The sequence below is a fragment of the Prevotella sp. HMSC073D09 genome (assembly GCF_001814145.1).
GTDB classification, from domain to species: domain Bacteria; phylum Bacteroidota; class Bacteroidia; order Bacteroidales; family Bacteroidaceae; genus Prevotella; species Prevotella conceptionensis.
Genome location: NZ_KV815055.1, coordinates 50150 through 63945 on the forward strand (window position 1 = coordinate 50150; position 13796 = coordinate 63945).

The 13796-nt window shown below is 47.9% G+C and carries 10 protein-coding genes and 1 riboswitch; of the genes, 2 read left to right on the plus strand and 8 right to left on the minus strand.

Annotated elements, in window-relative coordinates:
* Positions 1-67: 67 nt before the first annotated feature.
* Positions 68-2350 (minus strand): TonB-dependent receptor, encoded by a 2283-nt coding sequence (locus HMPREF2955_RS03100; RefSeq protein ID WP_070720871.1) that lies wholly within the window; start codon positions 2348-2350, stop codon positions 68-70.
* 33 nt (positions 2351-2383) lie between these two features.
* Positions 2384-2478, minus strand: a riboswitch (TPP riboswitch).
* Between the two features lie 265 nt (positions 2479-2743).
* Between HMPREF2955_RS03100 and typA the strand changes: the two genes are divergently transcribed.
* Entirely contained in the window at positions 2744-4546 is a 1803-nt protein-coding gene (typA, locus tag HMPREF2955_RS03105; RefSeq protein ID WP_070720874.1) for a translational GTPase TypA, read from the plus strand.
* 188 nt (positions 4547-4734) lie between these two features.
* Here the strand turns inward: typA and HMPREF2955_RS03110 are convergent, their stop codons facing one another.
* From HMPREF2955_RS03110 to HMPREF2955_RS03120, 3 genes are all read right to left on the minus strand, one after another.
* Positions 4735-5715 (minus strand): alpha/beta hydrolase, encoded by a 981-nt coding sequence (locus HMPREF2955_RS03110; RefSeq protein WP_070720876.1) that lies wholly within the window; start codon positions 5713-5715, stop codon positions 4735-4737.
* Between the two features lie 34 nt (positions 5716-5749).
* Positions 5750-6586 carry a CPBP family glutamic-type intramembrane protease gene (locus tag HMPREF2955_RS03115; protein ID WP_070720887.1) on the minus strand — a complete coding sequence of 279 codons (837 nt, stop codon included), beginning with the start codon at positions 6584-6586 and terminating at the stop codon, positions 5750-5752.
* A gap of 160 nt (positions 6587-6746) precedes the next feature.
* Entirely contained in the window at positions 6747-7271 is a 525-nt protein-coding gene (locus HMPREF2955_RS03120; protein WP_070720890.1) for a TetR/AcrR family transcriptional regulator, read from the minus strand.
* A 96-nt stretch (positions 7272-7367) separates the two neighbouring features.
* Here HMPREF2955_RS03120 and HMPREF2955_RS17020 point away from each other — a divergent pair, with 96 nt between their 5' ends.
* On the plus strand, positions 7368-7499 hold the full coding sequence (locus HMPREF2955_RS17020; protein ID WP_256374688.1) for a hypothetical protein: 132 nt from the start codon (positions 7368-7370) through the stop codon (positions 7497-7499).
* Between the two features lie 989 nt (positions 7500-8488).
* Here the strand turns inward: HMPREF2955_RS17020 and HMPREF2955_RS03125 are convergent.
* From HMPREF2955_RS03125 to pulA, 4 genes are all read right to left on the minus strand, one after another.
* The gene (locus tag HMPREF2955_RS03125; RefSeq protein WP_083317604.1) at positions 8489-8728 is read right to left on the minus strand and encodes a hypothetical protein; all 240 of its coding nucleotides are present in this window, start codon (positions 8726-8728) and stop codon (positions 8489-8491) included.
* A gap of 120 nt (positions 8729-8848) precedes the next feature.
* Positions 8849-9226 (minus strand): BACON domain-containing protein, encoded by a 378-nt coding sequence (locus tag HMPREF2955_RS03130; RefSeq protein WP_019187374.1) that lies wholly within the window; start codon positions 9224-9226, stop codon positions 8849-8851.
* A gap of 168 nt (positions 9227-9394) precedes the next feature.
* Complete coding sequence (locus tag HMPREF2955_RS03135; protein ID WP_070720880.1) at positions 9395-11251, minus strand: glycoside hydrolase family 13 protein; 1857 nt, start codon at positions 11249-11251, stop codon at positions 9395-9397.
* A 261-nt stretch (positions 11252-11512) separates the two neighbouring features.
* Positions 11513-13465, minus strand: coding sequence for a type I pullulanase (gene pulA / locus HMPREF2955_RS03140; protein WP_070720882.1), 1953 nt, complete (start codon positions 13463-13465; stop codon positions 11513-11515).
* Positions 13466-13796 lie beyond the last annotated feature (331 nt).

A 13796-nucleotide genomic window follows, 5' to 3' on the forward strand; every position in this document is an offset into this window, starting at 1 on the left:
ACTCCTTAACTCCATAACTCCTTAACTCCTCAACTTAACTCCTTAACTCCTCAAAGCAACTACTCTATTAAAAAGTAACCGCCAACCTAGCCATAAAATGGAAGGGAGCAGAGGGTGCAAAGCCAGCTGCTTCGCTGTCGCGCGTGCCCCAAGTGTTTTCTGCAACGAGCGTAGAGCCGTCTAAACGATACTGCGGAGCGGCCCAACCATTGTTGTCGTACTTAGAAGAGAACACGTTATAGAGCGTTATGCCGACGGTTGCATCCTTCAAAGCCAAGGCTTTAAGCGAGAAGGTGTACGACAAGTCGATGTCGGTGGTGAAGTATTGTTTCAGCGAAATCAAGTCATTCACCGTGTTTTTGCCGGCGTCTTTGGTCTGCATCGTCTTAAAGCCCGTGTTGGTTAGGTTCTGTTCGCCCACAAAATGGCTCATCACCATACCGCGGAAACCAGCCTTATCGAACGTAAACACGTTGTTGAACACCGTGTTAGGCGAGAAAGCCAACTGACTTTCGCCGGCGATGGTGTACACCGTTCCATCAGTAAGCTTTACGGTTACGTCCTTCACCCTGTTCTTAGAGAAGGTGGCGTTGGCATCCCAACGGAACCAATCAACAGGCATCCACGCTGCCGAAAGCTCAACACCCATGCGATAACTCTTGTCGAAATTGCGCGTAATGGGCTTGTCGAGCTTCACTTCGCCCGTAGGAACGAGCTGGTCTTTATAATTCATGTGGTAGAGATTAAGCCCAGCCGTGAAGTTCTTCGCGGTAAATTCGTAACCCACTTCGAGGTCGTTCAAGCGTTCGGCGCGTGGTTTTTCCAACTCTGCATCCATGTTATGTTCGTAGTTATTGCGCACAGGCTCGCGGTGGGCGATGGCATAACTGGCGTACAAACGATGCAAGGGGGAGAGCTCGTAGTTCAGTCCGAACTTGGGATTAAAGAAGTTGAACGTTTCGTTTAGGTCGTAACTGAAACTGCGCTTTGCGCTTGTGGCATCTGCCGGACCCACCATGCGCACGTTTACATAGCGATATTGCAGGTCGGCAAAGGCACTAAGACCCTTCACAAACTCGTAAGTGGCTTTCAGATAAGCATTATAGTCGGTTTTTTTCGCATTGTTGTTGTAATACTCATGGTTGGGCATAAAGTCGTCTACGGGCTTCTTCACCCACGTAACGCGGCCAAAGTGGTCGTTGCTATACCTGTTCCAGCCCTCGCCCAGCGTAGCCGAGAAGTTGCGTTTGTTGTCGTAATTCAATGCGGCAACTGCTCCATAGAAATAGTTGTCAAGCCATTTTTCGCGCACAAGCGAACTCTTTGCCTTCGTTCCACCGGCATCAAGGCCATACTGCGCCAGCTTTTGGTTCTTCTTATACTGCTCGTAATAGCCGCCGCCCTTGGTGTAATGCAGGGCAAGGTTAAGGTTCCAGTACTCTCCCATCAACTGGTTCCACAACAGTTGGTAATGCTGTTGGTGGTAGTTGTCGTTCTGATTCTTATAGAATTGGGTGTTCCCTGCGGCATCATCCTCCATCTTTCCACTTGGATTGTAAGTACGTCCGTATTGCTCTTGGTCGTACTTCGAGGCAAAATTCCACGCGTGATAAGTCTGTTCCACTCCGTTAAAGGTGATGAATTTCACCACGGTGGTCTCGCCGAAATAGCCAGCTTGCAGGAAATAAGAGTTTAGTTTAGACGATGCGCGGTCTACATAGCCCTTCGAACCGAGGTTAGACAGTCGGCCTTGGATGCCCCAATGTCCGCCCATCAGTCCTGTACTAAAGCGCACAGTCTGCTTATGCGAGTAGTAAGAGCCGCCCGAAAGGTCGAATGCGGCCCAAGGTTGCAGCCCTATGTTCTCGGTTTGCATGTTAACCGTTGCGCCAAATGCGCCCGCGCCATTGGTAGAAGTGCCCACACCGCGTTGCACCTGAATACTTCCAAGGCTCGATGCAAGGTCGCCCATGTTTACCCAATAGAGCAGACTGCTTTCGGCATCGTTCATCGGGATGCCGTTGGTGGTAACGTTAATGCGACTGGCATCGGTGCCGCGAATGCGCATCGCGGTATATCCCATGCCGTTGCCTGCATCGCTGGTGGTAACAACCGAGGGCATGGTTGCGAGCAAGAAGGGGATGTCGCGCCCCGTGTTAAGGCGTTTAATCTGTTCTTGCGACATGTTGGTAAAGGCCATTGGTGTTTTCTTTGTGGCGCGCGTAGCCACCACTTGCACATCTTGCAGCTGATAACTGCGAAGCGTATCAAGTGTTTCTTGTTTGGGGTTGGCCGAATAAGCCGTGGCGACACTAAGCAGTGCCGCAAGCAATGTCATTGTTTTTTTCATTTTTTCCTTTTGAATGAAGACACACAAAAGGGGTGTTTATCCTTCTTTTTTTCCTACGCCAGCATTGTCTGGATCAGGTCAGAGGGTTTCATCTCAGCCCGAAATGTCGGGCACCCCTTAACTCACGCTTTGTAAGTCGGGTGCAAAAGTAATGCTTTTTAAGCGAAAAATGGTTGAAAATAGAGAAAAAAGAAATTACTACACGCATTAAAGGTGCATGCAGATTGGAGGAAGGGCGACTAAAACATGAGGTGCATTGTTCATCAAATTCAAATGCCATAAGCATCTTTCTCATTGCCTAAACGTACCAAAACGGCAGATTTAACGCACTTACAAGGGCATTTGCCAATAATTATCAGTAACTTTGCAGTCGATTTCAATTAAGTAAAGACAATGCAAGACATTAGAAATATAGCCATCATCGCCCACGTGGACCATGGAAAAACCACGCTGGTAGACAAGATGATGCTTGCTGGAAAACTCTTTCGCGAAGGGCAGGATAACAGCGGACAAGTGCTGGATGCTAACGATTTGGAACGCGAAAGGGGCATAACCATCCTGTCGAAGAACGTATCGATTACGTGGAAAGACGTAAAAATTAACATCATCGACACACCGGGACACTCCGATTTCGGCGGAGAAGTGGAGCGTGTTCTCAACATGGCCGACGGTTGCATTCTGCTCGTCGACGCTTTTGAAGGCCCTATGCCGCAGACGCGTTTCGTGTTGCAGAAGGCCTTACAGCTGGGATTGAAACCCATCGTGGTGGTAAACAAGGTGGACAAGCCTAACTGCCGGCCCGAAGAGGTGTACGAAATGGTGTTCGACTTGATGTTCTCGCTCAACGCAACCGAAGACCAACTAGACTTCCCCGTGGTATATGGCTCGGCCAAAAACGGCTGGATGTCGTCCGATTGGAAGGCTCCAAGCGACAATATCGACTATTTGCTCGACGAGATTGTTGAGAAAATACCTGCCCCAAGACAAATTGAGGGCACGCCGCAGATGCTCATCACCTCGCTAGATTATAGCAGCTACACGGGCCGAATTGCCGTGGGGCGCGTGCATCGCGGCACTTTCACCGATGGGATGAACGTTACCGTGGTGCATCGCAATGGCGAGAAGGAACGTACACGCATTAAGGAGCTGCACACTTTCGTGGGAATGGGACACGTTAAGACCGACCACGTGGACAGCGGAGACATCTGTGCCGTTATCGGACTCGAGAAGTTTGAGATTGGCGACACCATCTGCGACTACGAAAACCCCGAACCGCTACCGCCAATCGCCATCGACGAGCCTACGATGAGCATGCTCTTCACCATCAACGATAGTCCTTTCTTCGGCAAAGAAGGCAAGTTTGTTACCTCGCGCCACATCAACGACCGACTAGAAAAGGAGTTGGAGAAGAACCTCGCCTTGCGCGTACGGCCCTTTGAAGACTATACCGACCGCTGGATTGTTAGCGGCCGCGGCGTGCTTCACCTCTCGGTGCTCATCGAAACCATGCGCCGCGAGGGCTACGAGCTGCAAGTGGGTCAGCCACAGGTTATCTATAAGGAGATAGACGGCCAGCGTTGCGAACCCATTGAAGAACTAACCATCAATGTTCCCGAAGAGTTCGCCAGCAAAATGATTGACATGGTGACACGCAGAAAGGGCGAAATGACTTCGATGGAAACGCAAGGCGAACGCGTGAACATCGAGTTCGATGTGCCCTCGCGTGGTATCATCGGCCTTCGCACCAACGTTCTCACCGCCAGTCAGGGTGAAGCCATCATGGCCCACCGCTTTAAAGAGTACCAACCCTTTAAGGGTGAGATTACAAGGCGCACCAACGGCTCGATGATTGCCATGGAAACGGGTACGGCTTTCGCCTACTCTATCGACAAATTGCAAGACCGCGGCAAGTTTTTTATCGACCCAGGAGAAGAGGTTTACTACGGACAGATTGTTGGCGAGCATGTTCACGACAACGATTTGGTTATCAACGTAACCAAATCTAAGCAACTTACCAACGTGCGCGCCAGCGGTAGCGACGACAAGGCACGCGTAATCCCCAAGGTTATCATGTCGTTGGAAGAGGCATTGGAGTACATCAAGGGCGACGAGTTTGTGGAGGTTACGCCCAAAAACATGCGCCTCCGCAAGATGACACTCGACCATAACGAACGCAAACGCCTGAATAAGGAATAACGCTTGGCGCAAATTGGCCAAACGATAAACAATTGTAGGGATGCTCAGCAGCGTGCATCCCTACATTTATTTTAGGCCATATCGTTGCATATAGGCTTAGATACAGCTGCGTTTATGCAGAAAATTCAAAGTCTACAAATCACCATTGCTGGGGGCCTAGTGCCTTAATCTGCCCCTAACATGGGGCATTAAAGATTCGTATTAAAAAACGTTTCCAGCTTATCAAACGGCACAACTCCGCCCTGATTGTCGTAAAAGTCAATGTGCTTAGCACCAGGAACAACGAACAACTCCTTCTTATCGGTTCCTATGGCTTGGTAAGCATCTTCGCTCATATAGCGCGAATGGGCGTTTTCTCCTGCAACGATAAGGGTTGGCACATTAATTTCATTAGCATAAGCAAGTATCGGGAAATTGAGAAACGAAAGCAGCGTGGTGGCCGTCCAAACCTTATTAGAGATCGAACGCTCGTGGAAACCGCGCGGTGTTTTATAAAACTCAATATAATCGTTCAAGAATTGAGGCAGCTTATCCGACGGAGTGTCTGGCATCGAATAGCCCGGAGCCGGAGTTCCCTTTTCTGCATCCGTCCAACGAATGGCATTAAGCGAGCGTTTCATTTCCAAACGCATTTCGGGCGTGTTGCTATCAAAGTAGCCTTTGCCGAAAACACGCGACATATCATACATTACCATCGTCGCCACAGCCTTTATACGGGTGTCGACGGCCGTAGCGTTAAGTGCGAATCCGCCCCAACCGCAGATGCCGATAATGCCAATCCGCTCTCTATCCACAAAGGGCAGCAACCCCAAGCAATCCACCGCAGCCGAGAAATCCTCGGTATTGATGTCGGGCGATGCCACATTACGAGGCTCTCCACCGCTTTCGCCCGTATAAGATGGGTCAAAAGCCAAAGTAACAAAGCCCCTTTCGGCCATCGTCTGAGCGTAAAATCCCGATGCTTGCTCTTTTACAGCCCCAAAAGCACCACACACGGCAAGGGCGGCAAGCTTATTGTTTTCGCTGTTTTTCGGGAAATACAAATCGCCAACAAGGGTGATACCATAACGATTTCTGAACGAAACCTTTTTATTTTCTACCTTATCGCTTTGCGAAAATATCTTATCCCAACCATTATTGCACTTAGGCATTTCCATGTTTGTATTCATACTGCTAATATTTTAGTTCTACATTTATTCATTTTCAATTGCAACGCGCACTACTTTTCCTTATTCGCCTTAGCCATAAGCCTATTACCAGATAGAGCAGTAGCGGAATAAGTCCAAAGCTGGGTGAAACCAACAAAGCTTTATCAGGCGACACCACGGCAAAGCCATCGGATATAAGCGGATTGAGTGCATCCTCCATCGCGTGCATCAAGACAACGAGCAACAACGAGCGCGAAAGGAAAAATATCTCGGTGTACATGATCGTCCAAACGCCAATAACGACAAAGCTAGTTACCACAAACAGCACGTTGCCGAAAGGGAAGAAGCTTGCTAAATAAGCATCGTCCAAGAGTATTAGGTAATATGGCAGATGCCATACCTGCCACACAAGTGCCACCACCAAATAAACGAGCCATTCGTTTTGGGTTAGTTGTTCCACCTTTACCGTAAGATAGCCCCGCCAAACCGACTCTTCAAAGATGTTTTTAAGACACTGGGGCAAGAAAGCTGCAATAAAGACAGGAAAATATGCAGCAATACTAAACTTGCTTACATCCACCCAACCAAACAGCTTGCCTACAAACAACGTTATGCCAACGACCACAGGATAGACAACAATGGCAAACAAATACCAACGAGCGTTCCGCCTGAAGTTAGGTTTCAACGGCAGGTCTTTCCAGCCATCGCCACCAAAAAGGCGAAGTAAAACCATACACAAGATGGGGGAAGAGATAAAAATCAACGCCCCGAGTGATTCTAAATTGGAGGGCTGACCAAGCAGCTTATCTATCCCAACGCCCACCCAACCGCAAACAACAGCCACAAAGCTGAACAATATAACGTTCCGAAGGGTTCTTTTATTGGCTTTCATGTTCTTGAAATTGCTTATCATACAGATTATCCACACGCTTTCTCTCTTCTACAAAATTCCCCTTAACATCCCATCAAATACCTTTCTACAACAACCCTTCCTTGGTTTAAGTGCCATTGAATAGGCATTCAATGATGCGTTATCCCATATCGCAGTGGGGTTATTTTAAATTTTCTATAATCTTTTCTTCATCGTAAACAAACATGCCAACCGCAACCAACGAGGCAATACCATGCGCCAACATCCACGCCTTTGCGATGCCATTTTTCACCTCTTGCTCGGATAAATGTCGGCATTCATCACTACTTTTCATTACTTCCACCACCCGTTCGCTCTCAGGAAATATATCCGTAAGCTTTACCTTCATGATGTTATCCATATAAAACGCTTTAAACAGAGCAGGCTCGGCGTATGCAATTCGCACATAACCCAAGCCTAAATCCAAGAAAGCATCGCCCGTCTTAACGTAACCGAGCATTAGGTTTTGCAGATAAGGAAGTGCCTTTCTGCATACCTCGGCTTTGATTTCATCCATACTCTTGTAGCACCAATAGATAGGCTGAGTGGAACAACCTATCTGTTTAGCAATATTTCGGGCTGAGAGCACTTCAAAACCCTCTTTTCTCACCAACTCGAAAGCGGCTTCTATAATCACTTCCTGGGCTATTATCGTTGATCTCGGCATAAGTTTTATAATACAACTATCGCAATATAACATGTGTTATGTTTTGCAAAAGTAATGCTTTTATTTGAATAAACAAAACCTTAAACCCCAAAAGATATGCAGGAAATTATTACTGACGGAAAGACTATTAGGCGTTACATAAAGGTTAGACTTACACCAAATGGCGTACAACTAGCCACTAAACGCACTGCCACATGGGCATCAACGCCAATAAAAGATACGGGCTAGTACGGCCGCTAACACCCAATGGCCTTGCTGCTTATCATGCGTAACAGCATTACAGACGACAAGCTACAAGATTAAGCAAGAGCACCTATCACCACAAAAAGGCATTTAAGAATTCACTAAACATTGAAGCAGTCTTTACTTTTAATGTTTCAACAAATTGAGAGGAGCGCAGCACAGGTCAACTCACTGGCTTATAAACTGACTAAAGCCCAACAAACTCGCAAACCCACAAACTCAGAAACCCACCAAGTCGCAAACCCACAAACTCACTAACAAACTCATCAACCCACTAACTCATCAACTCATAAACTCAAAAACTCAAAAACTTAAACCGCTATCTTTTATTTTACAACATCGCTCTAATTTTCGCTCCGTTCTAGCGAAAATATAGGTCAAAAAGTAGGTAAAAAGCCACTATTTCTTCCCTTTCATGTCTTGAGGTTTGTCTATTTTTAAGCCTAGAACCTGCATTTTGCACCATTTTGCCTTTCTAGTTTGGTTGCCAACTCATAATTTTTCAACTCCAAAAAACCACTTTTAGCCCCAAAACCCTACTTTTTAATGGCTATTTTGCCCTTTTTAGCTATGTGTTTCAGGGTTCTAAAAAGTTTTGTTTATACAATTACTGTGGATGTTTATGCTTTTCGCCTCGCATTTAGCGGCAAATCGCACTGCATTTAGCAGCATTTTACCTTGCGTTTAGCACCAAAACGCATGCCATTTTGCACCAAAACGCACTCCGTTTAGCACCAAAACGCATTGCATTTAGTACCAAAACGCACGTCATTTAGCAGCAAATAGCCCCGAAACAGGTGTAAACGGCGGCCTTTTTAAATAAAAATTCATTTTGCCGTATGCACACGTTAACCCTATTTTGCATCAAAACAAACCCTCGCGAGAATCGTTTTTTTGCGGCAAGGTGGGCGATTGGTGAGCAAAAAGGGCACTCATAATGTTAAAATTCTTGCTAAAAACTAGACAAAAAGCAATTATGCCGTATATGTAAGCATGGCAACAGCACGGAAAACACATACGCTTGCCGCAGCCAGGGCGAGCGGTTGCAGGGCGTGCTGCTCACGGACAACGAAGACAGCATGATGCAAACGCAGAAGTAAGCGGCCATCGACAAGCTGTTTTCTGCTTGTGGAGACCGCATTGAATAACTTCTGCCCGATCATGTTTTGAGCCATAGCCACGTTTTGCCACAGACAAATGGGGCAGAATTTCATTTTTCATCGTATCTTTGTGCGGCACTTCGTACATGAGCGGAGTGTTTATCTTGGCTTTACAGCACAAAGACATAAACTCCGCTCAATTTGTAGAAAGATTAAAAGTCAAGACAACTTCATTCACTTACTTTGAGTTACTTTGATTTCTGCATCATAATTATCAACACTGCAATAAACGTAGAGCGTTCGTTTTTTCCTCGTAGTGTTCGGCTCTGCAATAATCTTCATTTCATTATTAAAAGGCCCCTTGTACTTCACTGTTAGCCAATAACACGTCGCGATGATGGTGTCGTTTTCGCCCTTGCTAAGCTTTGTTTCGCCATTTCCATTGTAATCGTTGATGCTAATACCTGTGAAAGCACTCTTGCCAGAACAAATTTTAGTGCCACCTTCTCGCCCAAAGCTTATTTTTAAGGGATAACCATAGTTGCCTGATGGGCCACAAGCCACCAGCAAGAGCAGCAATAGAAGTGCTGCAAGCCCATGTTTCTTTTCCATAATTCAGCAGTTATGTAGGTTATTTGTAAGTGATTATACGCATGCGGTGGTTGAAGTTTGTACCCCCTCTCCACCTTACCAAGGGTTTTCATCATCGTTCCTGCTGCTATTCAGTTTCAATAATCCGTCGGCATCATGGCCACATTACAAGGGCGTTTACAACAGAAATCACTCGCTCCACTCCACCACCAGCGTTTCGCGAGGACCGAGTTGTACGTTCTCCAACAGGCTGACGGTTCGGCCAGTTAGCACGTCGCGCACCTCGTCTACATCGCCAATCACCTCCGCATAGCGGGCTACGGGCATGGTGGCAGGTTTTGATGTGCCGTTCATAATGGTGAGAACGTGACGTTTGTCGAGGGTTCGCGCCAACACGTAAACGCCATTGAAGGGAATGAAATGTATTTGTTTGCCCTTAGAAATAACCTCGTTGCCCTTGCGCCAATGCAGCAAACGGCTCAACCAAGAGAACATGGCGTTTTGCTCTTTGGTTCTTCCTTCGGCCGTAAAAGCGTTTTGCTTGTCGCCTGGAAAGCCGCCGGGGAAATCCTTACGCACATCTCCATCGGTCTTTTCTTTCGTTCCATTCATCAATATCTCCGTGCCATAGTACAGCTGTGGAATGCGATTCATGGTGAGCAAAAGGGCTAAAGCCTGTTTAAGGGCTAAGGTATCGGTGCCGTTGCCGAGGAAACGGTCGGTGTCGTGGTTCTCTATAAAGGCCATAACCGACGAGGGATTGGGGTACAGATAATCGTAACAAAGGTCGTTGTACACCCTATTCAGCCCATTCCACCAGCCATCGGTCTCTTCGTTTTTGGCTTTGTTAATGCGGTCGAAGAAAGCAAAATCCATCACCGATTTAAGGTTACTGTTAATGGTAGACAGTTTCGAGTCTTTTTGCCAAGCAGCAGTATAGGCGGGTTCCGTAACCCATGTCTCGCCCACGGTGTTGAAGTTGGGGTACTCCCTGTTAAGCCTATCCATCCATTGTGCCATTGCCTCGCGGTCGGCATACGGGTAAGTGTCCATCCTGATGCCGTCGATACCCACCGTTTCAATCCACCAGATGCTGTTTTGGATGAGGTAACGCATCACGTGCGGGTTGCGTTGGTTAAGGTCGGGATATTCAGGAACGAACCATCCATCAACCGTTTCGTCCATGTCCACTTCCGAAGCGTAGGGGTCGAGTACAGGTGTTAGCTTGTAACTGGTTTGCAAATAGTTGTTTTTATAATCGGGACGATTGAACCAATTGTGCGAAGGCATGTCCTTAACCCACGGATGATCTACGCCACAATGGTTGAAAATCATGTCCATAACCACCTTTAAGCCCTTCGTATGCGACTCGTCTACAAGCCTACGATATTCTGCGTTGGTGCCAAAACGTGGGTCTACCTTATAATAATCGGTAGTACCATAACCATGATACATGTTGTAGTTGCCCTTATCAGCAGCATTATTCTCCAACACAGGCGTAAACCACAGGGCTGTAACGCCCAATTGGTTGAAGTAATCCAAGTGTTGGCGAATGCCTTCGAGGTCGCCTCCGTGCCTTAAACTAGGCTGCGAGCGGTCCACCCGATAGGCATTAAGCCCAGGAAGTGGGTGCTGTTTGGTTCCGCTTGCCGCAAAGCGGTCGGGCATAAACATGTAAAGCACGTCGGCATTGGTAAATCCCATGCGTTCTTCACCTTTCTTTTCGCGCGCTTTAAGTTCGTAGGTTACCGTCGTTTTTTGCTTTCCTTGGGCAAACACCAAGGGCACTTTGCCCGCCTTGGCTTTGCCGATGTTAAGGTAAACCAATAGATAGTTGGGGCTATCCATGCGTTCGATGCTGGTTATTTCAACGCCAGGGTAAGTTGTAGACACATTGGCGTTGCGTATGCCTTCGCCATAGACCATCAGTTGCAACGAAGGGTCTTTCATACCCACGAACCAGTTGGTGGGGTCTATTCTCTTCACCTTTACGGCGGCCGATGCCGTTAACGAGAATAGCGTAAGGGCCAAAAGTATTTTCTTCATGTTGTTGTTTTTAAAGCCTCACCCCCAACCCCTCTCCAAGGGGAGAGGGGATAGATAGCTTTGCGGCTTACGCTAGCTAAGAAAAACTAGGGATTTTAGAGGACATCTGTGAAAAATAGGGCCATTTGAGGATACCAAAAAGCGAACAGCCATACGTAGCTTTGAGGGCATTAGCCATCTTTTCATCTTTTCATTCTTTCATTTTTTCATTTCTTCACCTTTTCATTTTTTCACCCTTAATCGGCTAGGCATATCACTCCCCTAGTTTCTTGGAGAGGGGTTGGGAGTGAGGCTACTCATCAATATCAATGCCGACTGTGCATCAACAGTAACTTTTCCGCCTTTCATCGTGCACAGACCGTCGCCGTTCACCACGCCATCGCACACCACAGCGCGATAATCGCCCTGCGGAACATCCACCACTTGTGCCTCGCGGTTGGCGTTAAGCAGCACCACGATGTCTTTTGCGGCATCGCCACCAGCATGGTCTTTCAGGCGGTAGGCCACCACATTGGCAGGCGCTTTGATAAATTCGAGATGCTTACGAACCAACTCGGCGTTGCCCAAACGAAACGCGGGATGAGCCTTGCGCAAGGCAATAAGACCCTTGTAATAGGCAAACACCTGCGGATAACGTTCGAGATTGGTCCAGTTAAGTTCGTTAATGGAGTCGGGCGAACAAAAACTATTGTGCACACCCTTCTTGTCGCGCAGCATCTCTTCGCCACAAAGCATAAACGGAACGCCTTGCGAGGTGAGCACAAACGTTTGCGCCAGGAGGTCGAGCTTTATCAGTTCGGCAGTGGTTATGCCAGGTATCGAGTTGCGTATGCGGTCGGTTAGGCACATGTCGTCGTGACAGCTAACGTAACTTATCATCTGCGTTGGCTGGTTGGCCCACGGCTTTTTGCTGTAATTCACTTGGCTCATATCCACCTGCGGATGAGCGATAGCACCCACAATACCGAATTTCAAGCTCTCTTCGTTACCGTTAAGGGCGGCCAAGAAAGCAGGCTTGCGGTCGTCGGAGAATGGTCCGCGCAGTGCATCGCGCAGCTCATCGCTAAACGCTCCGATGCCTGGCATCTGCCCCACGTTGGCTTTCATGGCCAGTTTTTCTTGCGGATAGGCGCACGTGCCTGCACTCCACCCCTCACCATATATATATATGGAGGGGTCTATCTTTTGCATTTCGGCCTGAATACGGTTCATCGTTTCGATGTCGTGAACACCCATCAGGTCTACGCGGAACCCGTCGATGTGGTACTCCTTCGCCCAATGTTTCATCGACTCTATCATAAATTGGCGCATCAAAGGCTGCTCGCTGGCCGTTTCGTTGCCGCAACCCGACCCGTCGGAATACGTTCCATCGGCGCGTTTACGATAGAAGTAGTCGGGCCAGGTGCGCTGGAATGCACTGCCCGAAAGGTCGTAGGTGTGGTTGTAAACCACGTCGAGAATAACGCGGATGCCTGCTTTATGCAGTGCTTGCACCATCTGTTTAAACTCGCGTATGCGCACTTCGGGGCGATAAGGATCGGTGCTGTACGAACCCTCGGGCACGTTATAGTTCAGCGGATCGTAACCCCAATTATACTGCGGCTTATCCAAACGCGTTTCATCTATCGAGGCAAAGTCGAACGAAGGCAGAATATGCACGGCGTTAATGCCCAGTTGGCGCAGGTGGTTAATGGCCTTTTCTTCGGTTAAGGCCAAGAACTTGCCCTTGTTTTTGATGCCCGACGAGGGATGAACGGAAAAGTCGCGATGGTGAAGTTCGTAGATAATGAGGTCTGCAGGCGATGCCAACGGCGGTCGTTTGTCGGCCTTCCATCCCTCAGGATTTGTCTCATCGAGGTTTATAATGGCTCCTCGCCTACCGTTTACACCCACAGCCTTGGCAAAGATACCCGGCGTTTCGCCTCGGTTAAAGGCAGGAATGTCGAAGGTATAGAAACGGCCTTTGAGGTCGCCTTTGGCTGTAACGCTCCACATGTCTTTGCCTGCGGGTTTCATTCGCAAGGTTTGCAGCGGCTTTCCCCCCTGTCCTTCGGCATAAATTTTTACCAATACGCGCTTAGCATTCGCAGGTGCGTGAAGTTTAAACACCGTTTCGCGGGGCGAGTAAGTCATTTCATTCATGTCTTGCGCACGTACGCCAAGCCCTTGGGCGCAAACAAACAAGGCAGCCATGATAAATCCTTTTATGTTCATATCGTTGTTGTTATTGAGTTGATAAGTTAACAAGTTGACGAGTTAACGAGTTGACCAGTTCACAAGTTGACCAGTTGACGAGTTCACAAGTTCACGAGTTGGCAAGTGGACAAGTGGACCAGTTGACCAGTTGACGAGTTCACGAGTTCAAAAGTTGACCAGTTGACGAGTGGACAAGTTAACCAGTTGACGAGTTCACAAGTTGACGAGTGGACGAGTTGACAAGTGCACAAGTTGACGAGTGGCCAAGTTCATGAGTTGACAAGTTAACGAGTGGCCAAGTTGACAGATACGCGCAGCCATCTTTTCACCTTTTCACTCTTTCACCTTT

Excerpts from the sequence above, each read along its gene's own strand:
- HMPREF2955_RS03100 (WP_070720871.1), bottom strand. The coding sequence starts at position 2,350 with ATGAAAAAAACAATGACATTGCTTGCGGCACTGCTTAGTGTCGCCACG.
- typA (WP_070720874.1), top strand. The coding sequence starts at position 2,744 with ATGCAAGACATTAGAAATATAGCCATCATCGCCCACGTGGACCATGGA.
- HMPREF2955_RS03110 (WP_070720876.1), bottom strand. The coding sequence starts at position 5,715 with ATGAATACAAACATGGAAATGCCTAAGTGCAATAATGGTTGGGATAAG.
- HMPREF2955_RS03115 (WP_070720887.1), bottom strand. The coding sequence starts at position 6,586 with ATGAAAGCCAATAAAAGAACCCTTCGGAACGTTATATTGTTCAGCTTT.
- HMPREF2955_RS03120 (WP_070720890.1), bottom strand. The coding sequence starts at position 7,271 with ATGCCGAGATCAACGATAATAGCCCAGGAAGTGATTATAGAAGCCGCT.
- HMPREF2955_RS17020 (WP_256374688.1), top strand. The coding sequence starts at position 7,368 with ATGCAGGAAATTATTACTGACGGAAAGACTATTAGGCGTTACATAAAG.
- HMPREF2955_RS03125 (WP_083317604.1), bottom strand. The coding sequence starts at position 8,728 with ATGAAATTCTGCCCCATTTGTCTGTGGCAAAACGTGGCTATGGCTCAA.
- HMPREF2955_RS03130 (WP_019187374.1), bottom strand. The coding sequence starts at position 9,226 with ATGGAAAAGAAACATGGGCTTGCAGCACTTCTATTGCTGCTCTTGCTG.
- HMPREF2955_RS03135 (WP_070720880.1), bottom strand. The coding sequence starts at position 11,251 with ATGAAGAAAATACTTTTGGCCCTTACGCTATTCTCGTTAACGGCATCG.
- pulA (WP_070720882.1), bottom strand. The coding sequence starts at position 13,465 with ATGAACATAAAAGGATTTATCATGGCTGCCTTGTTTGTTTGCGCCCAA.